The sequence below is a fragment of the Actinomadura verrucosospora genome (assembly GCF_039540335.1).
GTDB classification, from domain to species: domain Bacteria; phylum Actinomycetota; class Actinomycetes; order Streptosporangiales; family Streptosporangiaceae; genus Spirillospora; species Spirillospora verrucosospora.
The window spans coordinates 31,326-53,765 of record NZ_BAABEV010000030.1; the positions used below are offsets into that span (position 1 = coordinate 31,326).

The 22,440-nt window shown below is 73.0% G+C and carries 22 protein-coding genes; 8 read left to right on the forward strand and 14 right to left on the reverse strand.

Going from position 1 to position 22,440, the window contains the following annotated elements; translation table 11 throughout:
- Positions 1-2: 2 nt before the first annotated feature.
- The 6 genes from ABD944_RS27660 to ABD944_RS27685 form a co-directional block, all read right to left on the reverse strand.
- Positions 3-1,427, reverse strand: coding sequence for a pyridoxal phosphate-dependent decarboxylase family protein (locus ABD944_RS27660; protein WP_345181578.1), 1,425 nt, complete (start codon positions 1,425-1,427; stop codon positions 3-5).
- Positions 1,417-2,757 carry an MFS transporter gene (locus tag ABD944_RS27665; protein ID WP_345181581.1) on the reverse strand — a complete coding sequence of 447 codons (1,341 nt, stop codon included), beginning with the start codon at positions 2,755-2,757 and terminating at the stop codon, positions 1,417-1,419. The genes ABD944_RS27660 and ABD944_RS27665 overlap by 11 nt, the downstream gene beginning before the upstream one ends.
- A complete protein-coding gene (locus ABD944_RS27670) occupies positions 2,754-3,362 on the reverse strand; it encodes a TetR/AcrR family transcriptional regulator (protein WP_345181583.1) in 609 nt (202 codons plus the stop codon). Before ABD944_RS27670 ends, ABD944_RS27665 begins: the two co-directional genes overlap by 4 nt.
- A 31-nt stretch (positions 3,363-3,393) precedes the next feature.
- Positions 3,394-4,617, reverse strand: a complete 1,224-nt coding sequence (locus tag ABD944_RS27675) for a PucR family transcriptional regulator (protein ID WP_345181586.1) — start codon at positions 4,615-4,617, stop codon at positions 3,394-3,396.
- 138 nt (positions 4,618-4,755) lie between these two features.
- A complete protein-coding gene (locus tag ABD944_RS27680; RefSeq protein WP_345181588.1) occupies positions 4,756-5,385 on the reverse strand; it encodes a LysE family translocator in 630 nt (209 codons plus the stop codon).
- 66 nt (positions 5,386-5,451) lie between these two features.
- The gene (locus tag ABD944_RS27685) at positions 5,452-6,111 is read right to left on the reverse strand and encodes a TetR/AcrR family transcriptional regulator (RefSeq protein WP_345181590.1); all 660 of its coding nucleotides are present in this window, start codon (positions 6,109-6,111) and stop codon (positions 5,452-5,454) included.
- 151 nt (positions 6,112-6,262) lie between these two features.
- Here ABD944_RS27685 and ABD944_RS27690 point away from each other — a divergent pair, with 151 nt between their 5' ends.
- On the forward strand, positions 6,263-7,426 hold the full coding sequence (locus ABD944_RS27690) for a cytochrome P450 (protein WP_345181592.1): 1,164 nt from the start codon (positions 6,263-6,265) through the stop codon (positions 7,424-7,426).
- 81 nt (positions 7,427-7,507) lie between these two features.
- On the opposite strand, the gene ABD944_RS27695 is transcribed toward ABD944_RS27690, so the two are convergent.
- The 7 genes from ABD944_RS27695 to ABD944_RS27725 form a co-directional block, all read right to left on the reverse strand.
- A complete protein-coding gene (locus ABD944_RS27695) occupies positions 7,508-8,077 on the reverse strand; it encodes a TetR/AcrR family transcriptional regulator (protein ID WP_345181594.1) in 570 nt (189 codons plus the stop codon).
- A gap of 8 nt (positions 8,078-8,085) precedes the next feature.
- The gene (locus ABD944_RS27700; RefSeq protein WP_345181595.1) at positions 8,086-9,633 is read right to left on the reverse strand and encodes an MFS transporter; all 1,548 of its coding nucleotides are present in this window, start codon (positions 9,631-9,633) and stop codon (positions 8,086-8,088) included.
- A 151-nt stretch (positions 9,634-9,784) separates the two neighbouring features.
- Positions 9,785-10,402, reverse strand: coding sequence for a GyrI-like domain-containing protein (locus ABD944_RS27705; RefSeq protein ID WP_345181598.1), 618 nt, complete (start codon positions 10,400-10,402; stop codon positions 9,785-9,787).
- Positions 10,389-10,967 carry a PadR family transcriptional regulator gene (locus ABD944_RS27710; RefSeq protein WP_345181599.1) on the reverse strand — a complete coding sequence of 193 codons (579 nt, stop codon included), beginning with the start codon at positions 10,965-10,967 and terminating at the stop codon, positions 10,389-10,391. The genes ABD944_RS27705 and ABD944_RS27710 overlap by 14 nt, the downstream gene beginning before the upstream one ends.
- A 38-nt stretch (positions 10,968-11,005) precedes the next feature.
- The gene (locus tag ABD944_RS27715) at positions 11,006-11,581 is read right to left on the reverse strand and encodes a GNAT family N-acetyltransferase (RefSeq protein ID WP_345181601.1); all 576 of its coding nucleotides are present in this window, start codon (positions 11,579-11,581) and stop codon (positions 11,006-11,008) included.
- A 51-nt stretch (positions 11,582-11,632) separates the two neighbouring features.
- Positions 11,633-12,058 carry an NlpC/P60 family protein gene (locus ABD944_RS27720; RefSeq protein WP_345181603.1) on the reverse strand — a complete coding sequence of 142 codons (426 nt, stop codon included), beginning with the start codon at positions 12,056-12,058 and terminating at the stop codon, positions 11,633-11,635.
- 21 nt (positions 12,059-12,079) lie between these two features.
- Positions 12,080-12,466 (reverse strand): winged helix-turn-helix transcriptional regulator, encoded by a 387-nt coding sequence (locus ABD944_RS27725; protein ID WP_345181605.1) that lies wholly within the window; start codon positions 12,464-12,466, stop codon positions 12,080-12,082.
- A 100-nt stretch (positions 12,467-12,566) separates the two neighbouring features.
- Here ABD944_RS27725 and ABD944_RS27730 point away from each other — a divergent pair, with 100 nt between their 5' ends.
- Entirely contained in the window at positions 12,567-13,190 is a 624-nt protein-coding gene (locus tag ABD944_RS27730; RefSeq protein ID WP_345181607.1) for an NAD(P)-dependent oxidoreductase, read from the forward strand.
- An 82-nt stretch (positions 13,191-13,272) separates the two neighbouring features.
- On the opposite strand, the gene galE is transcribed toward ABD944_RS27730, so the two are convergent.
- The gene (gene galE, locus ABD944_RS27735; RefSeq protein WP_345181609.1) at positions 13,273-14,277 is read right to left on the reverse strand and encodes a UDP-glucose 4-epimerase GalE; all 1,005 of its coding nucleotides are present in this window, start codon (positions 14,275-14,277) and stop codon (positions 13,273-13,275) included.
- 262 nt (positions 14,278-14,539) lie between these two features.
- Between galE and ABD944_RS27740 the strand changes: the two genes are divergently transcribed.
- From ABD944_RS27740 to ABD944_RS27765, 6 genes are all read left to right on the forward strand, one after another.
- Positions 14,540-15,193: a response regulator gene (locus ABD944_RS27740; protein WP_179846292.1), complete on the forward strand. Its 654-nt coding sequence runs from the start codon at positions 14,540-14,542 to the stop codon at positions 15,191-15,193.
- 110 nt (positions 15,194-15,303) lie between these two features.
- Positions 15,304-16,629: a hypothetical protein gene (locus tag ABD944_RS27745; protein ID WP_345181612.1), complete on the forward strand. Its 1,326-nt coding sequence runs from the start codon at positions 15,304-15,306 to the stop codon at positions 16,627-16,629.
- Positions 16,630-16,633: 4 nt separating this feature from the next.
- Positions 16,634-17,782, forward strand: coding sequence for a DegT/DnrJ/EryC1/StrS family aminotransferase (locus ABD944_RS27750; RefSeq protein ID WP_345181614.1), 1,149 nt, complete (start codon positions 16,634-16,636; stop codon positions 17,780-17,782).
- Positions 17,779-18,999: a glycosyltransferase gene (locus ABD944_RS27755; protein WP_345181616.1), complete on the forward strand. Its 1,221-nt coding sequence runs from the start codon at positions 17,779-17,781 to the stop codon at positions 18,997-18,999. Before ABD944_RS27750 ends, ABD944_RS27755 begins: the two co-directional genes overlap by 4 nt.
- A complete protein-coding gene (locus ABD944_RS27760) occupies positions 18,996-21,677 on the forward strand; it encodes an O-antigen ligase family protein (protein ID WP_345181618.1) in 2,682 nt (893 codons plus the stop codon). Before ABD944_RS27755 ends, ABD944_RS27760 begins: the two co-directional genes overlap by 4 nt.
- A gap of 2 nt (positions 21,678-21,679) precedes the next feature.
- Positions 21,680-22,429: a sugar transferase gene (locus ABD944_RS27765; protein WP_345181620.1), complete on the forward strand. Its 750-nt coding sequence runs from the start codon at positions 21,680-21,682 to the stop codon at positions 22,427-22,429.
- Positions 22,430-22,440: the final 11 nt, after the last annotated feature.

Below are 22,440 nucleotides of genomic sequence, written 5' to 3' on the forward strand. Positions count from 1 at the left end.
GGTCACGCGTACAGCGCCGACAGGAAGCGGATCAGCAGGGCCTCGCGGGTGGCGGGCGGCAGGGCGTCCAGGATGGCGTTGACCATGGCCATCTCGGGCTCCGCGCCGCCCGCGAGGTCGACGCCGACCGACGCGAGCAGCCCCGCGAATCCGGCGTCGTCGAGGCTGTCGAGCTCCAGGCCGGCGAGCGCGTCGACCAGGCCGGACGGGACGTCCGGCGGCCCGGCGTCGCGGGCGGCCTTCACCGCGTCGGCGAGCGCCGCGAGGAGCGCGCCGACGTCGCTGACTCCGGTGAGCGTGAAGTGCAGGTTCGGCGGGATGCCCTGGTAGGACAGCTGCGGCTGGAAGAACCAGCCGCGTGCGCGGGCCTCGTCGGCGACGACGAACACGTCCAGCGCCGGATCGGTCGAGGCCACGGCGACGAGGGGGGCGGCGGGCTCGCCGAGCACCCGCAGGCCCGGAATCCCGGCGACGCCCGCGGCCAGCCGCTCGGCCGCCGCCATCGCGGACGCGGCGAGGTCGCGGTAGCCGCGGGCGCCGACCGCCATGAGGGTCGCCCACGCCGCGCCCAGCGGCCCGGCGCTCTTGCTGCTCTGCACGCCCGCGTTGATGACGGTGTAGCCGGGCCATTCCGCGGACGCGAAGTAGGCGCGGCGGCGGAGCGACTCGTCCGCGAACAGCACGACCGATGCCCCCTTGGGCGAGTAGCCGTACTTGTGCAGGTCGCAGGACAGGGACGTCACGCCCGGCACGGACAGGTCGAACGGCGGGACGTCCCGTCCGGCGTCGCGCAGCCAGGGCAGCACCCAGCCGCCGACGCAGGCGTCCACGTGGCACGGCACCCCGGCGGACGCCGCGATGGAGGCGATCTCCGGGACGGGGTCCATGACGCCCTGCGGATAGGACGGCGCCGACGCGACGACCAGCACCGTGCGGGGCGTGAGCGCGGCGGCGGTCGCGGCCGGGTCGGCGCGGAACGCGTCGTCGACGGGAACGTGCACGACCTCAAGGCCGAGATAGTGCGCGGCCTTGTGGAACGCGGGGTGCGCGGTCGTCGGCAGGACGATCTGCGGCGTTCCCTCCACCGGCCGGGCGTCCCGCGCCGCCTTCACCGCCAGCATGATCGACTCGGTGCCGCCGCTGGTGAAGACGCCGGTGCCGCCGCCCAGCTTGTCCGCGACGCAGCCGACGATCTGTCGTTCGAGCGCGACGATGCTCGGGAACGCCGTCGGGTCCAGGCAGTTGACCTCCAGCATCTCCTGGTAGGCGGTGGCGGCGAGGTCGTGCACGGCCTCCCGCCCGGTGTCGTAGACGTAGGCGGTGACCTGGCCGCCGCGCACGGGCAGGTCGGCGCTCCGCAGACCGGCGAGTTCGTCGAGCAGTTCGGCGCCGGGGCGCCCGGCTTCGGGAAGGCGTTCAGACGGCATGTTCCGGTGTTCCCTCGATCGGGCGGTGGACGGCGGCCTGCCGGCGGTAGGCCAGCAGGAGGGGGACGCTGAGCAGCAGCAGAGCGGCCGGGACGAGCGTGAACCCGGCGGTCAGCCCGGTGAGGGCCGACTCCGGCTGGACGACGGGGGTGTCGAGGTCGGAGGACTGGAACGACGAGGCGGCCAGGATCAGCGCGAACACGCCGGGCCCGAGGGCGAGCGCACCCGTCTCCGCCGCCGTCCACAGCCCGGTGAAGGCGCCGGACTGCGCGTGGCCCGTCCGCCCGGCGTCGGCGTGGACGGTCTCGGGCATCAGCGACAGGGGAAGCAGCTGCACGGCCGCGTAGCAGACGCCGACCAGGGCGCTGAGGGCCAGGACCCCGGCGGTGGACGTGATGAGCGGGTAGGCGGCGACGCCGGTCGCGGCGAACACCACCAGCGCCGCCGCGTAGCAGCCGACCTCCCCGTACCGGCGCGCCAGCCACCGCCACAGCGGGACCGCGAACGCGCTCGGCGCGACCATGCAGACGAACATCGCCGAGGTGAGCCCGTAGTCGTCCAGCCGGTACGTCGCGACGTACGGCGCGCCCGCCAGCATGATCGCGACGGCGAGGGTGTTCCCGACGTGCGCGCCGAGCAGCAGGAAGAACGGGCGGTTGCCGCGCGCGGTGCGCAGCGCGGCGGCGAGGCCGAGCGGGTGCGGCCCCGGACGGGACGGGATCCAGCGGGTGGCCAGCGTGCTCGCCACCATCGCCGCGCCCATGACGAGTCCGATCACGGCCCCCATCAGGGCGTATCCCGCGCGCCCTCCCCCAGCGGCGCCGGTCAGGACGGGCGCGAGCCCGCCCGCGACCAGGATGCCGACCGTCAGGCAGACGACCCGCCACGCCATCGCCCGGCCCCGCTCGGACGGCTCGCCGGAGATCTCCGCGGGCAGCGCCACGTACGGCACCTGGAAACACGCGAACGCACTGGCGGCCAGCAGGAACATGAGTGCGGCCCAGCCGGCCGCGAACCCGGGCGAGTCGACCGGCACGGCGAACATCGCGGCGAAGAGGACCGGCAGGGTCAGCGCGCCCAGCAGCAGGAAGCGGGTGCGGCGGCCTGTCCGGACGGCCTCGCGGTCGCTGGCGGCGCCGACGACCGGGTTGAGGAGCACGTCCCAGGCTTTCGGGACCACGAGGACGGCCCCGGCGATCGCGGCGGACACGCCGAGGACGTCGGTGAGGTAGTAGAGGAGCAGGAGGCCGGGGACCGAGGAGAACACGCCGGTGCCGATCGAGCCGACGCCGTAGCCGAGGAGCCGCCGCCGGGGCAGCGCACCGCTCATCCGGGGCTGCCGGCGGGCGGGCTGATCGCCGCGGCGACCGTCCGGCGCATGTGGGCGCGGAACCGGGCGACCGCCTCCGGGTCGTCCAGTTTCCGGCGTTTCCCCTGCTGGTCGAGGAGGCCGCCGGAGCCGAACCCGTGCGTGCACCAGACGACCGTCCACACGAGGAAGTCGAGGTCGACCTCCTCACCGACGACCCCGCGGACGGCCCCGCTGACGATCTCCATCAGCGGCCGGACGTAGTCGTCGTCGAGATGCGCGACGTCGGCGGCGTCCGACAGCCAGCGGTGCATCCACAGCGCGGGGATCTCGGGCCGCGCCATGCAGAGTTCGACGTACCGGTCGACGAGGGTGAGGACGCCCTCCAGGTCCGGGGTCATCTCGGCGAGGGCCTCCTCCAGCACCTGCCGCTCGGCCCGGTGGGCGCGCTCCATGACGATGAGGTACAGGTCGCGCTTCCCGCCGACGTGGTAGGCCACGGTCGCGACGTTCAGCCCGGCGGCCTCGGCGATCATCCGGGTGGACGTGCCGTCGTAGCCGAGGGCCGCGAACAGCCGGGTGGCGGCCTCGATGATCCGGTCTCGTCCGGAGTCGGTGCTGCTCATCCGCCCAAGCTAGGCGCTCCGACCGTCCCGGTCAATCGTTTGATTGAGCCGCCGCCGGGGGCCCGGAGAGCCGGACGGTCAGCACCATCTCCAGTTCCAGCCGCAGCTCCGGCTCGTACATCCGCTCGCCGAACAGCTCCTCCAGCTGGTGCAGCCGGTACCGGACGGTCTGCGGGTGGACGTGCAGCCGGTTCGCGACCTCGGTGGCGTTGAACCCGTTCTGCAGGCAGGCCAGCAGCGTGCGCATGAGCCGCTCGCGGTGCCGGGGCCGGACCTCCTTCAGCGGTGCGAGCCGCAGCTCGGCGACGGCGCGGACCAGCTCCTCGTCCTTGAAGACGACGAGCGCCGGCATGTGCTCGGCGCAGCGGATCAGCCGGTCGGACGGCAGGACGCCGCGGCGCGCGAGCGGCAGCGCCTCCCGGGCCCAGCGCAGCGACCTGGCCGCGTCCTCGGTGCGGACGGTCGGGCCGAGCGCGGCGACCCAGTCGCGCAGCGCCGACTCCAGCATCCGGCCGCGCCCCGGGCCCTCCGGGTCGGGCACGAGGAGGCAGGGTTCGCGGCGGTCGACGTCGGCGAGCACGTCGGGCGGCAGGGACGGGTGCGAGAAGGGCCGCCGCCCCCGCTCGTACAGGACGACGGCGGCGACGGTGCGCGGGACGCGCCACCGGGCGAGGCGGGCCAGGTCGGCGACGGCCTGCGGGGCGGCGGGCGGCTCGGCGAGCAGCAGGTCGAGCAGCCGGCGGCGTCGGTGCTCCAGCTCGCCGGCTTCCTGCTCGCGGGCCTTGGTGTAGCCCTCGGTGGCGGCGCGGGCGATCTCGTCCAGGAAGGCGAAGATCGCCTCGGCGATGCCGGCGAGGGTGCGGCGGGAGATGTCGTACCGCTCGGACTCGGCGGCGAGCCTTCGCCAGGCGACGCGGGCGCCGAGCCGCAGCGAGGTCTGCAGGATGTCCAGGTTGCGGCCCTCGCGCGCCTCCGCCCAGCCGATCTCCCGGTAGACGGCGGCGACCGGCTCCCAGGAGCTCTCCGGGTCCATGATGAGGTCGACGAACTGGCGCAGCGCGCCCTCGACGGCCAGCCGGACGAGGCGCGCGTACTCCTCGTCCTGCGGGCGGGAGTACTCGGGGATCCCGGCGAGGATCTCCTCGATCATCTCCTCGGCGAGGGCGTCCAGATGGGGCCGGAACACGGTGGACAGCTCGCGGGGGACGCCGGCCCAGGGCTCCAGCGGCGAGCGCTGATCGAGGCTCGTGGTCACCGTTTCGCACCTCCCGCTCCGGAAGCTACCGACGCCCGGCCCGGGAGGCTGCACGACGCGGCGCGCATTGCGCCGCGTCACTTGTCAGCGGACTGACAAACCCTCCGCGTCCCGCCGGAGCGCCGTGCGGAACGAGCCTCACGCACGGCGGGGGCTCGGGGCGGCGAACACGGCCGCGGCGCCGAGGGCGAGGTAGATCAGCCCTGTGGCGTACCGCTGCCGGCGCCGGAACGCGGGACGGGCCCGCAGCCACGTCCCGATCGAGCCGGCGGCGACCGCGTACACGATGTCGGCGGCCAGCCCGATCAGCGCGGTCGCGGCCCCCATCACCGCGATCTGCAGCGGCACCGCGCCCGCGTCCTGGTCGACGAACTGGGGCAGGAACGCGAGGAAGAACAGCACGACCTTCGGGTTGAGGACGTTGACGAGCACGCCGTCCAGGTAGACGCGGTGAAGCGGCCGCGGTTCGAGGTCGGGCTCGCCGGCGTCGTGGCGGCCGCGCAGCGCCCGGTACGCGAGGTAGACGAGGTAGGCGGCACCCGCGTAGCGAAGGAACCCGAACGCCGTCGCGGACGCGGCCACGATCGCGGACAGCCCGCCCGCCGCCGCGGCGATGTGGACCAGCGTGCCGGTCTCGACCCCGAGCGCGGACGCGATCCCGGCGCGGCGGCCCTCCCCGACGCTGCGCGCGGTGATGTAGAGGTGGTTCGGACCCGGGATGGCGACGAGCGTCAGGGCGGCCAGCAGGAACAGCAGCGGGTTGGTCATGGAGGCACGCTAGGACCGGATTGGCCCGTCCTCTAGGTCCAATCTCCGTCGAGCATCATGGACCAATCAGCTTGGGGTGGGGGCGGCGAACGCGCCGGCCAGCACGAGCCGCCCGGCGGTGCGGACCATCGCGGCGACCTCCTCGGCCGGCTGCCGCAGCGACGCCAGGCTGATCAGCGCGGCGAGCAGGATGTGCCCGAGGACGATCTCGACGTCGTCCCGCTCGGGCACCGGGTCGCCGATCGCCGTCGAGAGCCGGTCGCGCAGGAACAGGAACAGCACGGTGCGGTCGTCGTCGACGCTGGAGTCGTCCGAGGTCACGGCCTGGATGATCGCCGACGTCAGGGTCGGCTCCGCCGCCGCGACGTACACGATGCGCTCCAGCAGCGCGGTGAGGCGCTCCTGCGGGGTGTCGCCGACGGCGAGCGCGTCGACGTCGTCGGTGACGCGGTGCGCCCACGTCGCCGCCACCTCGGTGAGCAGGTGGTCCTTGGTGGCGAAGTACCGGTAGACGGTCGCGCGGGCGACCCCGGCGCGGTCGGCCACGTCGTGCATGGTGACGGCCGGGTAGCCGCCCTCCAGCGCGAGCTCGCGGGCCGAGTCGATCAGGCGCTCGCGCCGCGCCTGCTGGTCCTTGCTCAGCGTCCGCGTGACGGTGAACCGCGCCTCGCCGCTCAAATCGTCCTGCCTCTCCGCCTGGCCCGCCTCGCCGTGACCGTTACCCATTCTTCCGTACATCGCCCCCTAACGCGCCAATCCCGGGCGTATGCCCCTTTACCGACAGCGCGTCCCGGTTCACGATAGACCTACCGCTTGCTTGGGTGAGACGCTAGTCTCGACTCACGTCTCTCCCCTCCCGCCCCCGAGGAGCGAGCCCATGGACATCGACCTTCTCGACGGCGAGATGTACGCCACCGACCCCTGGTCCGTCTACGCGAGGCTCCGCGCCGAGGCGCCCGTCTACCACGACGCGGAGAACGGGCTGTGGGGCGTCGCGCGGCACGCCGACGTGTTCGCGGTCGAGCGGAACCCCAAGGTGTGGACGAACTCCGGCGGGTACCGCCCGCAACTGCCGGCCGACCCCTCGATGATCGGGCAGGACGACCCCGAGCACGCGCACCGGCGCCGCATGGTCTACCAGCGCTTCACCCCGCGCGGTGTCTCCCGCTACGCCGACCGCATCCGGTCGACCGCCGTCGACTGCATCACCGCGGCCCTTGAAGCGGGGACCGTGGACGCCGTCCCGGCGCTGGCCGCTCCCCTGCCCGCCCGCGTCATCGGCTGGCTCCTCGGCTTCCCCGAGGACATGTGGCCGCGCCTCGTCCACTGGTCGGCGACGGCCGTGTACGCGGGCGGCGGCCTGCGCTACATCACCGACGACGCGACGATCGCCGCTGGGGAGTACGCCCTCGCGGTGCTGGAGATGGCGAAGGACCGCCGCGCCCGCCCGACCGACGACCTGCTGTCGATCTGGTCGAACGCGGGCCCGGACCAGCCCGCCTACGACGACGAGCACCTCGCGCACGAGGCCCTGCTCCTCCTCGTCGGCGGCGCGGAGACGACCCGCACGGTCATCGCGACCGCCCTGGACGCCCTCATCCAGAATCCGGCGCAATGGCGGAAACTGCGCGACGACCCGTCCCTCATCCCGGACGCCGTCGAGGAGTTCGTCCGCTGGACCACCCCGATCCTCAACATGTGCCGCGTCGCCGCCACCGACGCAGAGATAGCGGGCGTGCGGATCCCGGCGGGCGGCCAGATCCTCCTGATGTACGGCTCCGCCAACCGCGACGAGTCGGTGTTCGAAGCCCCGGACGTCTTCGACGTGACCCGCCGCCCGGGCGACCACATAGCCTTCGGCCTGGGCCCCCACTTCTGCCTGGGCGCGTCCTTGGCCCGCCTGGAACTCCAGATCTTCTTCGAAGAGTTCATAGCCCGCGTGGACACGGCGGAATGGGCCGACGACGAGGGCCCCCGAATCCTCCGCAACGCCTTCGTCAGAGGCGTGACCGAATTCCCGGTGACCCTGACGCCCCGCTGACCGGCTACGCGAAGGGAACCAGGGCCGGCCGCCGCGGGACCTGGCGCTCGTGACGCCGGTCGAGCCTCGCCGGGGAAGGGGCTATTGGCCGGTTCGCCGGAGCGCTTTGCCGAGGACGGCGCGGATGTGGTCCGGATCGGCCTCGTCGTCGTCGAGGAGGATGGCCGCGCACAGGCCGTCGGACACGGCGACGAAGGCTTCGACCGCGTCCGGGTCGTCCGTCTGCGTTCGGGCGAGTTCCGCGACGTTGTCGCGCCAGCGTCGCGCTACCGGCCGCAGGGCGGGCCGGCGGGCGGCCAGAGTAGACAGCTCCCGTTCGGCAAGGGCGCGCTCCCGGCCCGGACCGGCGGATTCGGCGATGAGCCGGGCGAGACCGCCGACCGGGTCGTCGTCGGACTCGATGAGGCGGCGTATGCGCCGGGTGTACTCGTCCGTGACGCTGCTCAGGGCCGCGACCAGGAGGTCGTCCAAGGTCGCGAAGTAGTAGAGGGTGAGGCTGGTGGTGATCCCCGCCTCCTTGGCGACGCCGCGATGGGTGACACCCGTGGCGCCGTCCCGGCGGATGATCGCCAGGGTCGCCTCGATGATCTGGGCCCTGCGGCGTTCACCGCGCGCTCTCCGCCCGTCAACGGTGCCGTGCTCAGCCGCCATCCTCGTGCTCACCCGTCGTCGCCGCTCATGCTCGTCGAGGCTATCGGCTCCGCCTCACGATCAGCGGCCCCGAGGGGCCGCAGGTGGCGCAGTGCCGTGAAGCAGACCAGCGAAGCGGCCGCCACGGCGATGCCCGCCACCGCGGCGGCGGTGTTGAGTCCGCTGGTGAACGCGGTCCTCGCGCCGTCGAAGGCCGCGGGCGGCAGCCGGTCCGCGACGGACGAGGCTCCAGAAAGGCTGTCTCGGTAGGTGTCGGCGTCGGACGGCGTCAGCCCGGAGGGCGCCTCGACTCCGCTCCGGTACAGCACGGTGGTGAGGCTTCCCAGGAGCGCGACTCCCACCGCGACGCCGAGTTCCTGAACGGTCTCGGAGAGCGCGGCCGCTGATCCGGACTTCTCCGCCGGCGCCGCGCCCACGACGATGTCGGTACCGAGCGCGGCGATGACGCCGAGTCCGAGGTACACGAACGCGAATCCGGCGATCACGCTGGGCCTGCTGCCGGTCCCGGCGAAGGCGAGCAGCACGTATCCGGACAGCGACAGGGCCAGCGCGGCCGCCATGACGACGCCGGGTGACATCCGGCCGGCCAGGAGCGGGGCGCCGATGGCGCCGACGAGCATCGCCAGTGCGGGCGGCCCCATCCACAGCCCCGCCGCCGTCGGCGAGAGGCCCTCGACGAACTGCAGGTACTGGGTGACCAGGAACATCACCCCACCGAAACCGACCAGACCGACCAGCAGGACGGCCAGCGCCGCGCGGAAGGCCCGGCCGGTGAAGAGCTTCATGTCCAGCAGCGGCTCGCTCAGGCGCAACTGGCGGCGGACGAACGCGACCGCGGCGCCCCCGCCGACGAGAACGGCGGCCGATGCCCGGGCGTCGAGGCCGTGGACCGCCGCGTGCTTGAGCGCGTAGGTGACCGGCAGCATCGCCGCGAGGGACAACCCGACGCTCGGCAGGTCGGGACGGCCGCCGGAGGTCCGGTACTCCGGCAGCAGCGCCGGCGCGCCGGCCAGCACCAGCACGGCGACCGGCACGGCGACGAGGAAGGCCGCACCCCACCAGAAGCCGGCGACCAGCGCACCGCCCGTGACCGGACCCGCCGCCATCCCGAGGGCGAACATCGTCGCCCACACGCCGATCGCCAGCGCCCGCTGCCGGACGTCGGCGAACATGTTGCTGATCAGCGACAGCGTCGACGGCATGAGCGTCGCGCCGGCCACTCCGAGCAGTGCCCGCGCCACGATCAGCCACAGCGCGCTCGGAGCGAACGCCGCGAAGACCGAGGCCGCGCCGAACGCCGCCACTCCGATCATCAGCAGTCGGCGCCGTCCGACCCGGTCCCCCCACGTCCCCATCGTGATCAGGAAGCCCGCGATGAAGAAGCCGTAGGCGTCCATGATCCACAGCGTCTCCGTCGCGGTCGGCTCCAGATCCGCGGACAAGCTCGGAACGACGAGGTAGAGCGCCGTCACGTCGAGCCCCAGCAGCAGGGTCGGCAGCGCGAGCAACGCGAGCCCCGCCCACTCGCGCCACCCTGCGCGCACCGACCGCTCCATGCACACCACGCCCCGTCGTCAGTAGTTGAACGAACGTACTACTTGTACCATGGTTCAACTTGTGACGCCGGCGAGACCCGCGACCTCGCGATCCTCACCACCAAGAACCAGGCCGTCGAAACCGCCGCCCTGGACCCCGAGGCCGCTTCCGTCAGGTCGCCGGTTGGACGGGCTGGCGGAGGACGGTCTTGAACTTGGCGGGCTCGGTGCGGCGGTGGTCGCCGAGGTAGATCTCGTGGTGGGGCCCGGACATGCGCAGGCCGTTGGCGGCGAGGTACTCGTGGTGGAGCCTGGCGAGCGCGGGGCCTTCGTCGTCGTAGGGCCCGACGTGCAGGAGCTGGGCGCAGGTCCCCTCCTTCAGGGCCTCCCGACGGACCTCGGCGATCGCGGGGAGGCCCTTCTTCGCCAGCGCGGCCCGCTTGGCCTCCTCGATGACGTCCTCGGTGATCCAGTCGGGCTGGCTGATGAGCATGCGCCACTGCCAGGCGTCCTTGACGCGGGTGACGAACACCTCCGGGTCGTCGGCCCACCACAGCCCTTCGAGCGGCCCGACGACGAAGTCCCGGCCGAGAGCCTTGCTGTCGAACTTGATCGTGTAGGCGACGGCGTAGAGCGCCTCGACGGCACGGGCGTAGTCGTCGCTGGTGTTGGGGTCGCCGCTGCCGTCGACGGCGATGAACTGCTGCGCGGGCACGTCGACCAGCGCCCAGTCGGTGTTCCTGGGCGCGTAGCACTGCTTGAGGTCTCGTTTGACGTCATAGCGGTCCATTGCCGTCTGCCTTCTTCTCAAGAGATCGGTCGTCGACTAGGGCTGCCCGGTACTCGGTCAGCCATTGCTGCTCGGCAGCCAACTGGCCCAGCGCGTAATCGAAGGTGGCGCGGACGAAGTCGGGCACGTCAGGCTGCGCGTCGCGGGCCGCCCTGATGGTGGCCGTCCTCTCCGCCAGGGCGGCGGCCCGCTGGTCGAGCGCGGCCCGCAGGCGCTCGGGCGGGATGACGGGCTGGTTGGCCAGACCGACCAGCAGCGGCGGGAACACCGGCCGCAGTTCGGCCACCGCGGCCTCGGCAGCCCGCGCGCAGGCCCGGTACCCCTCCGGCGTCGGCCCGTAGACCCGGCGGGCCTTCCCCCGGCCGCCCTGCGGCGCGTCCACCTCGGCGATCAGCCCGCGGTCCCGGAGCCGGGTCAGCAGGTAGTAGATCGAACTGAAACCGATCTCGGTCCACTCGCGCATGCCCCGGGCGTCGATGACGTCGTCCAGCTCGTAGCCGTGCCTCGGCTTCTCCACGAGCAGGCCGAGCAGCGTCAACTCCGCGGGCGTCAGGTCAGCGGCCACGGAGTTACTCTAGCGCTAGAATAAAGCGCTGCGGTCCGTCACTGGGGAGCGGGCCACTCCTCGGCCAGGAGCGCGTAGGAGAGACCGTCGAGCCATCCCTTGGTGCGGTGGAGAGAGTCCTTCACCGTGTGCTGTTCGCGGCGCATCCCCACCCGCTCCATCAGCCGCCACGAAGCTTCGTTGTCGTAGAAGCACTCCGCGTGCAGACGGCGCAGGCCAAGGCTCCCGAAGGAGAGGTCGATGAGGGCGCGTACCGCTTCGGTGGCGTAGCCCTTGCCGCCGTAGGAGGGGTCCAACGTCCACCCCAGCTCTCCCTGGACGCCTTTCGCCAGGTCAGCGACCTCCTCCTGGGCCCAAGCGTCCTGGACCTGCAGCGTCAGATCGCCGATCACCCGGCCGTCCAGTTCGATGATGAGCAGGTCCGCGAGCCGGTCCTCGCGGAGGAAACGCTCACGGTAGTCGTCGTGGGACTCCGTGGCCGCCGTGACCCATTCCTGGGTCTCCGGCCGTTGCCGGTAGACCCAGGTCGCGTCCACGTCGTCGGGGGCGGCCCGGCGCAACAGGAGTCGGCCGGTGGAAACCGGCCAGTCCAGCGTGTCAAGAGGGTGGCGCATGGGCCTCATGCTGGCAGAGGGCCGTGGAGACGCACAAAAGTGCCGGGAGACCTACGGAGGCCGCAGGCGGCGCACGACCCGTTTCATGCCGACCACGGTCCGGTACCGATCCCGGGCCTCGAACTCCTGCCAGCTCCACACGGTGGGGTGCCCGGCCTCGGCGCACAGGTGCAGGATCTGGTCGTCGCCGGCGACGACTCCCACGTGAGCGCCCCACGCATTCCGGGTGGCGTTGAACAGGACCAGGTCGAGAGGACGTGCCGTTGTCACCCGCTCGGTGGATTCCACATCGTCCCAGAGGTCACTCGACCGCAGGTCAGGCGGGTCGAGTCCGAACATCCTGAGCACCTCATAAGCGAACAGCTGGCAGTTGGCCCCATCGGCGAGCCCGGGCCGGTCGGTCACCAGAGGTGACCCCGGAAAGCGCGCACCGACATACGGAGTGGCCCACAGACCATCCGGCAATTTCTTCAGCACGGCCCCTCCGGTGACAGTGCGTTAAACGGCGCGGTCGAGGTGGGACGTGAGGGTGCTCGACTCGCGGGCTTCCAGGAGTTCGTCCCAGTGCTCTTCCGCCCAGGCGCAGGCGGCCGCCATCGGTTCGAGCATGCTGCGGCCCAGCGAAGTCAGTTCGTACTCCACGTGCGGCGTCGCTTCGGCGTAGACGGTGCGCTTGACGAGGCCGTCGCGTTCGAGGGACCGCAGCGACTGGGTGAGGACCTTGGGGGTGACGCGGCTGAGCGGCACGCGCAACTCGGAGTACCGGCGGGGCCCGTTCTCAAGGCAGCGGATGACGAGCCCGGCCCACTTGTCACCGAACCGGATCGGGTTGAGCGAGGACGGGCACAGCTCGTCGAACATGTCGGCGGGCAGGGGTTCCCTCATGGCCTCACGATAGCCGGTATCCAGGCGGTAACCACGGCCCCCGATAGCGTCCGCGCAGCGGTCGGGCACAGGAGCTCCGGCCCTGGTGAAAGGGTCGCTCATGAACATCGTGGTCTTCGGTGCGGGTGGACGGGCCGGGCGGCAGGCGGTCGCCGAGGCACGCCGGCGCGGCCACCAGGTCACCGCCGTGGTGCGCGACCCCGCGAGTCACGGTGACCTGACCGACGTGCGGGTCGTGGCGGGCGACGTCACGGACGCGGAGAGCGTCGAGCGGGCGGCCGCGGGGCAGGACGCCGCCGTCAGCGCCGCCGCGGACCTGACGGTGCCGCCGCACGACTTCTTCACCGCGTCGGCTCGCGCCCTCGGCACCGGCCTGGCGAAGGCGGGCGTGCGCCGCCTGGTGGTGGTCGGCCTCGCATCGATCATGCCGGGGGCGTCCGGTGCTCCCCTGATGGACGAGCCCGGCTACCCCGACGAGTACCGCTCCTTCTACCTCGGCCACGCGGCGGGCCTGGAGGAGCTCAGGACCTGCGACCTCGACTGGGCGTACGTGGCTCCCGCGGGTGACTTCGACCATGGCGGCGCCCGCACCGGCGGGTACCGGGTCGCCGACCATGGAGACCCGGCCAGCCGGATCACGTACGCGGACTTCGCGATCGCGCTGCTCGACGAGATCGAGACGCCCCGCCACCACCGGACCGCGGTCAGCATCCGGGAGGCGTAGCCCGTCCGCGTTGTCCTGAGACGCGGTCCGTCCGGTCGCCCCGGCGGAAGGTACGGGCGACCGGACGGACCGAGTTCGTGGGTCAGGCCACGTCGAGACCGCGGCGGCGGTCGGCCCACTGGAGGGAGTGGCGGATGGCGTCCTCGACGGTGTACTCGGGCTTCCAGGCGAGCAGGTCCCAGGCCTTGGCCGGGTCGACAAAGGCGCCGACCACGTCGCCGGGGCGGGCGGGGGCGTCCTCGGCCCGGAAGGAGTCGCCGACGACCTCGCGGAAGGCGGCGACGAGCTCGCGGACGGTGACGCCGTCGCCGGTGCCGAGATTGATCACCTCGTAGCGGGCGTGGTCGCCGGCCGGCGGGACGATCGCGTCGAAGCGGGCGGCGGCCGCGTGGAAGGCGCGGGCGATGTCCCAGACGTGGATGTAGTCGCGGATCGCGGTGCCGTCGCGGGTCTCCCAGTCCACCCCGGTGATCTTGAAGGGCACGCCCGTCGCGTAGCACTCGATCATCTTGCCGAGGGCGTGGGTGGGCTTGCTGTTCTGCAGGCCGGTGCGCAGGCGCGGGTCGGCGCCGATCGGGTTGAGGTAGCGCAGCGAGATGACGCGCAGCCCGTAGGCCTCGCAGAAGTCCCGCAGGAGCAGCTCCGCCATCATCTTCGAGCGGGTGTAGGGGTTCTGCGGTTCGAGTTCGGACGTCTCGGTGACCGACAGGTCGGCCTCCGGGCGGTACATCCCCGCGGTGGACGCGAAGATCATCCGATCGCAGCCGTTGCGGACGAGGTGGCCCGCGAGATCGAGGGTCTTGGACAGGTTGACCCGGTAGTAGCGCAGCGGGTCCGTCATCGAGTCGGGCACCACGATCAGCGCGGCGCAGTGCACGGCGAGCGCGATGTCGGGGTGGTCGCGGAAGATCTCGTCGACGAGGTCCCCGTCCCCGATGTCGCCCTGGTAGAAGACCTTGCCGTCGGTGAACTCCCGCCGTCCGGTGATGAGGCTGTCGAGCACCACGGGAGTGGCGCCGCGCTCGGTGAAGGCGGAGGCGATCGTGCTGCCGATGAAGCCGGCTCCCCCTGTGATCAGCACTTTCATGTGGCATCCCTGCAGGCCAGTGCGTCCCCTGAAGTTCCAGCCACAGGATGAGCAGGCGGCGGCGGGCGGTCAATGTCCCGCGTTCGAGGTGACCGGGTCCGGACTCGCGTGAACCGGCCGGGCCCGGGCGCGTCCGCGCACGAGCCTTCCCCCGAGTACTCGTCCTGCGAGGTCGCAAACCGGGCTCCGGCAATCGGACGGCCGAAACGAAGTACAGCGTTTGCAGGATCCGCCGGGCCCGCGCAGCGGTCATCGTCGGTGCATGGAACCGATCCGTGTCCTCATCGTGGACGATCACGCGCTCTTCGCCGAGGCCCTCGCGGCACGGCTGGGACGCGAGCCCGATCTGGTGATCCTCCCGATCGCCGCCGACGTGCGGCGCGCGCTGGCGCTGACCGCCGCCGAGCGCCCGCGGGTCCTCGTCCTCGACATGACGCTGGACACGGAGAACGGGCTGGACGTCCTGGAGCGGGTCCGCAAGCGGTACCCGCACGTCCGGGTCGTCATGCTGACCGCGATGAGCGACGTGGACGCGATGGTGCGGGCGGTCCGGACCGGCGCGGTGGGCTGGGTGGAGAAGACCGAGAGCGCCGACCTCGTCGCCCGGGTGATCCGGTCCGCGGCGCGGCAGGGCGGCTGGATCCCCCCGGACGTGCTCGGCGAGGTGCTGCGCAGGCTGACCGAGGGCGGTGGCGACGGGCTGATCGCCGAGCTGACGCCGCGGGAGCGCGAGGTCCTGCAGTGCATGGTGGACGGCCTCGGCCGCGCGGAGATCGCCGAGCGGCTGGGCCTGTCGGCGAACACCGTCCGCACCCACACGCAGAACCTGCTGGCCAAGCTCGACCTGCACTCCGCCCTGGAGGCGATCACCCTCGCGATGCGCGCCGGCATGCGGCCGACCTCGGACGACTACTGAGCGTGGGGCGCGCTCTGGTGCAAACGGCGTAGAGCGGGGTCGTCATTTGTGTGATTCCTCCGGACAGGCGGCTTTCTACGCTCGGCCATGACGGAGCCGGAGGGGGAACCGTGGAGATCGACGAAGTCGCCGCGCGGGTGGTCCGGAGCTACTGGGTGCTCCTGCTGGTCATGACGCTCCTCCCCCTGGTTCTGGTCGGCCTCGCCATGAGCGGGCGGGAGCCGCCGTACACGGCCGCGACGCGGTTGCAGGCGAGCAGCAGGGCGACCGACGCGGCCCCCGGGGACGCGGGCGTGTCCATCGTGGTCAGCCAGGTGAAGGCGTTCGCGACCAGCGAGAACCTGCTGAGCGGGGTCCTGCGGCAGCAGCACGCCGACCGGTCGACGGTGAAGACGGCGAAGGCGATCGGGGTGACCGGGCTCGGGACGTCCACCGTGGTGGAGCTGTCGGTGAAGGACCGCGACCCGGGCGTGGCGCGGCGGCTGGCCGACGCGCTCGGCGCCGCGGTCGTCAAGGAGATCAACGAGTCCAACCAGGGCTCGATCCGGCAGCAGATGGACGACATCGACAAGCGCGTCCGGACGCTGGAGAAGCGTCTCGGCCCGCTGTCGCGGCGGGCGGGCGCGCAGCCGAACCCCGACATCGGCGCCGCCAACGAGCGCGAGCGGGTGCAGGCGGAGCTCACCGACCTGCGGTCGAACCGGTCGGACCTGCAGACGCAGCTGTCGTCGGCCGGGACGGCGTCGGTGGTGCAGCCGGCGGTCCTGGCACCGCGCACGAACCCGGTCGTGATGACGGCGGCCATCGCGGGGCTGGTCGGGCTGGTCGGCGGCATCCTGATCGCGGTGGTGACGGAGACGGCCCGTCCCACGATCCCGGGGCAGCGGCGGGTCGCGCGGCGGCTCGGGGTTCCGCTGCTCGGCTGGGCCGACCGGGGGCCCGAGCAGCTCGCCGACCTCGGGCGGCGCGTCCGGCTCGCCATGAAGAAGGAGGGGGTCGGACGGGTAGCGCTGGTCGGTGCGCCCGGCCCGCTGCCGGCCGGCGTGGTGTCGTCGGTCGCGTCCGCCGTCTACGGGGACGGCACGAAGGTCGTCACGGCCCGCCCCGGAGACGACGCCCCGGACGGCGAAGGCGACGGCGACGGCAAGGGCGGGACGCCGCCGGCCGGCGGCGGGTCCGGCAAGGGGAAGAGCAGCACGTCGGTGGTCCGTGCCGGCACCGCCGTGATGGCGAAGAAGGCGGTCCCGGTGCGCCGGCTCTGCCAGGTGCACGCGTTCGAGGAGATCGATCCGGGCTCGGACGACGTGGTCGGCGTGGTCGTGGTGGTCGGTCCGGTGACGAGGGCGGCGGGGCTGGAGACCGTCCGCGACCTGGTCGCCGCGTCCGGCTGGCCGCTGCTCGGCGTCGTCGGCGCGGCCCGGAAGATCAAGGGGTGACCAGATGAGTACGTCCGTTCCGTTCACGGTTCCGTCGGTGTCCGGTGAGGCCGCCGACGCCGTCGTCAAGGTGCTCGACTCGGGTTGGATCACGACGGGGCCGCAGACGGCCGCGTTCGAGCAGGAGTTCGCCGATCATCTGGGCGCCGCGCACGTCGTCGCGGTCTCCTCGTGCACGGCCGCGCTGGAGCTGTGCCTGCGGGCGCTGGACCTCCCCCCGGGTTCGGCGGTGCTGACGCCGAGCCTGACGTTCTGCGGCGCGATCAACGCGATCCTGCACGCGGGGCACCGGCCCGTGCTGGTCGACATCGACGAGGACACGCTGGTCCCGAGTCCCGAGACGGTCGCGGCGGCGGCCCGCCGCGCCGTTCCCGCGGCGATGGTCGTCCAGAACCAGGGCGGCTACCCGGTGGACGTCGCGGCGCTCGCCGCGGCGGCGGGCCTGGACCGGACGAAGGTCGTCGAGGACGCGGCGCACGGTCCCGGCGCCGGACGCGGCGGCAGGCCGGTCGGGTCGGAGTCGTTCGCGGCCTGCTTCTCCTTCTACGCCACCAAGAACATGCCGATCGGCGAGGGCGGCGCGGTGGCGTCGAGCGACGGGGAGTTCGCCGACCGGGTCCGCGCGATGCGGATGCACGGGATGAGCAAGGACTCGTGGAAGCGGTACCTGCCCGGCGGCAGCTGGCGGTACGACGTGAAGACGGTCGGGCTGAAGGCCAACATGACCGACGTCCAGGCGGCGATCGGGCGGGCGCAGCTCGCGGCGCTGCCGGGCTGGCAGCGGGACCGCGCCGAGATCACGGCCCGCTACGACGCGGAGCTCGGGGGGCTGCCCGGTCTCGTCCTGCCGCAGCGCGACCTGGACGGCGTGCAGCACGCCTGGCACCTCTACCAGGTCCGGGTGCCGGACCGGGACGCGGTCAGCGCCGAACTGGAGGCGGCGGGCGTCGCGACGTCCGTGCACTTCATCCCGGCGAACCAGATGACGGCCTACCGGCGGATCCTCGGCGCCGAGGAATGCGCGCGCGTGCCGGTGACCGACCGGGTCGGTGAGGAGTTACTGTCGCTGCCGCTGTATCCGGGGCTGACGGCCGACGGCGTCGAACGCGTCGTCGCCGCGCTCTCCGCGGCGCTGCGGAGCCGGAGCGCGTGAGCACCGCCCGCAAGCTCAGGGTCGCCACGGTGATCACCCGGCTCAACGGGGGCGCCGGCCAGGTCGCGCTGAACGGTGCGCTGGCGCTGCCGGACGGCGACTACCAGCGCACGATCGTCACCGGTGGCGTCGGAATGGACAGCACGGCCTCCGCCACCGGCGACGGCGTCCTCTACGGGGAGGAGGCCGTCGCCAACGCCGCCGCCGGCGACCTCACCGGGCGGGCGCACGCGGCCGGGATGGAGATCGTCCAGGTGGGGCCGCTGGTACCGCAGGTGTCCCCGCGCGACGACCTCGCCGCGCTGAGGACACTGACCAGCGTCCTGGCGGAGGGGCGGTACGACGTCGTCCACACCCACAGCGCGAAGGGCGGCGTGCTCGGACGGATCGCGGCGGCCCGCGCGGGCGTCCCCCGCATCGTCCACACGTGGCACGGGTTCCCGTTCAACGAGTTCCAGTCGCGGGCCCGGCGGCACCTCTACATCCGCCTCGAACGGATGGCGGCGAAGCGCACCGACGCGTTCCTCGCGATCGGGTCGGAGACGGTGACGACGGCTCTGCGGCTCGGGCTGACCACGCCGGAGCGGGTCCGGCTGTCCTGGCCGGCCGTGGACGTGGACGCCTACGCGGCCGCGCCCGGCTCCCGCGTTCAGGCCCGCCGCCGCCTCGGCCTGCCGCTCGGCGTGAGGGTCGTCGGGTCGGTCGGGCGGCTGACGTTCCAGAAGGGACCGGAGATCTTCGCCAGGGCGATCGCCCGGCTTCCGGACGACGTGTTCGGCCTGTGGGTCGGCGGCGGCCCGATGGCGGGCGAGGTGGAGCGGCTCACCGCGAGGCTCGGCGTCGGCCAGCGGATGCGCTGGCTCGGGCACCGCGGCGACGTCGCCGACGTGCTTCCCGCCTTCGACGTGATGGCGATGGCGAGCCGCTGGGAGGGTCTCCCGTGCGTGCTGGTCGAGGCGATCGGGGCGGGGATCCCGCTGGTCGCGACGGCCGTCCCGTCCAACCAGGACCTCGTGCTCGCCGGGGAGACCGGCGTGCTCGTCCCGCCCGGGGATCCCGCCGGGCTCGCCGCCGGGATGTCGGCGCTGCTGAACGATCCGTCCGCCGCCGCGCGGATGGCGGAGCGGGCCCGGGCCAGGGTCGGCGAGTGGTTCTCGCCCGGATACCTCGGGACCGTCCTGGACGAGACCTACCGAGGCGACTCGCGCCGGCCATGACCACGGTGATCGAGGCCCCGCCCGCGCCGCCGCCGCTGAGGCGCGGCCCGCGGCCGGCGGCCGCCGTGCTGGTCGCGGGCATCGCCTCGCTGCCGATGCTGATGCCGGGCGGCCTCCCGCCGGGCCCCGGCAACACCGGGCTGCCCGACCTCGCGCTGGTCGGGCTCATCGCGACGACGCTGGTGTGGGCGGGCACCCGCGGGCACCCGGTCCGGTGGCCGTTCCTCGTCCCGACCCTGATGACGATCATCGCGGGCGGGGTCGCCGCCATCGTCAACGAGGCGGGCGCGCTCACCCTGCTCAAGGACATGTTCGTGCTGCTGTGGGCGGTGAGCCTCGCCAACCTCGGCCGCGACCCGGCGCTGCTGAGGGCGGCGCTCCGCGCGTTCGTGTGGATCGGGACGAGCTACGCCGCCGTCATGATCGTCGGTTTCGTGCTGGGCATCGAGGCGCTGTCCGGCAAGCAGATCGACGGCGAGCGCGCGATGTTCACGTTCGGCGACGCGAACTACGCGTCCAACTGGTTCATCTGCGTCTTCTTCGTCGCCCGCGCGACCCGGTATCCGGGGGCCGGGGGGAAGAGGTGGGCGGTCTGCGGGATCCTGCTCGCCGCCGAGATCCTCACCGGCTCGAACGGCGGGCTGCTCGCGCTCTGCGTCGCGGTCCTGCTCGGCCACCTGTTCCGGCTGGTCCGCGAGGGCAGAGCGCACCACGCGATCGCCGTCGGCCTGTTCGCCGTGTTCGTCGGCGGGGCCGGCGTCGCGGTCGTCGCCCAGGTCGACGTCCAGCCGTATCTGGACCAGGCCGGCCAGGCGTCGCCGATCCTGCGCGACTCCATCGGGCGGACGACCGGGGAGAGCACGAACTCGCGCGGCACGGTCCTCGCCACCACCCTCCAGATGATCGACGACCAGACGCATCCGTGGGGCATCGGGCCCGGCCAGACCGAGCGCCAGATGCTGGTGCGGCAGGAGACCTACGTCCGGGAGGCGCACAACGACTACGTCGCCGCGGTCCTGGAGCGCGGCTTCCTCGGCGGCGTCGCGCTCATCGCGCTGGTCTTCGTCCTGCTGCTGAAGTGCGTGCGGATCGCCCGCCGGGACGCGCTGACCGGCGAGTACGCGCGGCTCGTCCCGCGTCCCGAGCTGTTCGGCGCGCTCGTCGCCGTCTTCCTCGTCTCCGGCCTGTTCTACGAGACGCTCCACTACCGCCACGGCTGGGCGATCTTCGGGCTGATCGCCGCGCTCGACCTCTTCGGACGCCGCGGCGACTCCTCCGTCCGCCGGCGTCTCCGGCCGCGGGCGAGCACGCCCGCCGTCTCATCGGCCATGCCCGGCCCCCCGCCGAACCTGAACGGTGCGGCGGTCGCCGTGCCGCCGCCCCGAACTCCCGAACCGGAGGGCGGCGGGAGAAACGCACGGCGCAGGCTGCTGACGCTGGTCGCGGGGAACGTGGCGGGACGGGTCGGCGCGCTCGCCTCGCTCGGCGTGGCGACGATCCTGGTGGCGCGGATCGGCGGGCCCGAGCTCGTCGGCGCGTTCACGCTCGTCCGGATCCTGCCGGGGCTGCTGTGCCAGCTGTCCAGCGCCGGGCTGCCGGGCGCGGCGCCGTACTTCCTCGCCCGGAGCGACTACGACCAGAGCCGGGTACGGCCCACGCTGGCGTGGCTGACCGTGATCGGCGCGACGATCTCCGGTGCGGGCTGGCTGGCGCTCAGCCCGCTGGTCTACCTGGTGTTCTTCAAGTCGTTCGGGCTGTGGGTCGCGGTCGCCGCGGCCGCGCCGTCCTTCACGCAGGGCTTCGTCTCGGTCGGCAAGGGCCTGCTGCAGGGGACCGGCGACCAGCCGGGCGCGAGCCTCGCCATCGCCGTCGAGGAGTTCGTGTTCCTGCCGATCTACCTCGTGCTCCTCACCGGCTGGTACGGGCCCGGCGCGCTGATCAGCGGGCTGGTGCTCGCCGACGTCGCCGCCGCCGCGTGGATCGCCCGGCGGCTCGCGCGGCGCGGGTTCTTCGCCGGGTGGGGGCGCCCCGACCGGCGGCTCGGCCGGTCCATCGCCGGGTACGGGCTCCGCGGCTACCTCGGCCAGCTCATCGACCTGCTGCAACTGCGGTTCGACATGGCGCTGCTCGGCGCGCTCGCCGGGCCGAAGGTGCTCGGCGTGTACACGGTCGCGAGCAAGTTCGCCGAGCTCGTGCAGCTTCCCGGCCTCGCGGTCAACTACATCCTGTATCCGGACTTCGCCAAGGACGACCGGGACACCGCGATGAAACGGACGTCCCGCCTGATCCTGCCCGCGCTCGGCGTGTCGGCCCTGGCCGCGCTGCCGCTCGCCCTCATCGCCGGGACCGCGCTGCCGTGGATCTTCGGCGACGTGTTCGACGACGCGGTCGTGCCGACCTACGTCCGGCTCGCCGGCGTCGTGACCTTCGGGGTCACCGGGCTCGTCATGGCCTGCCTGTACGGGGTCGGGCGGCCGGGCGCCGCGTCCGCGGGGCAGGGCATCGGGCTCGCGGTCGTCGTCGTCCTCGGCGTGGTCCTGATCCCCGCGCACGGCGCGGTCGGCGCCGCGGTCGCCACGTCCATCTCGTTCGTCGCCACGACGGCGGCGCTGCTCGTCCTGTTCCGGCGCGTCGGGAAGGCCGCGCCGCCGCCCCCCGCACCCGAAGACAAGGGGTGATCATGTCCGAGTTCGCGAGCCGTCCCGTCGACACGTCCGACGGCGTCCCCCCGTCCACGGCGCGCCGCGTCCTGGACGTCGCCGGAGCGGCCGCCGGGCTGCTGCTCCTCAGCGTCCCGCTGCTGGTCGTCTACCTGCTGGTGCGGCTGTCCAGCCCGGGGCCGGGCGTGTTCCGGCAGACGCGGGTCGGGCAGGGCGGGAGGCCGTTCACCATGTACAAGTTCCGGACGATGCGGCAGGGCGTCGGCGGCCTCGCCGTCACCGCCAACCGCGACCCGCGCCTGACGCGGACCGGGAAGATCCTGCGCCGGTGGTCGCTGGACGAGCTGCCGCAGCTGGTGAACGTCCTGCGCGGCCAGATGACCCTCGTCGGGCCGCGCCCGGAGACCTACGACCTCGCCGTCCACTACGACGGGCGGCACCGCTGGATCTTCGACCACCGGCCCGGCCTGACGGGCGTGTCGGAGGTCCGGTTCCGCGACTTCGACGTGCTCGGCCCCGGCGAGGAGGTCGACCTCGCCGGCTACATCGAGCGGATCGTCCCGGCGCGGGTCGCGGTCGACGCCGTGTACCTGCGGGACCCGTCGATGCGGGCCACGCTCGGCGCGCTCTGGGACACCGTCCGGCACCTCCTCGGCTTCACGGTCCCGCCCCTGCGGGTGGACGCCGCCGGGGCCGTGCACGAGGCCGCCGTCGAGGAGGCGCGGGAGCGGCCGGTGCGCGCCGCCGAGGAGCCCGGTTCCGCCGCCTGACCATCGCCTTC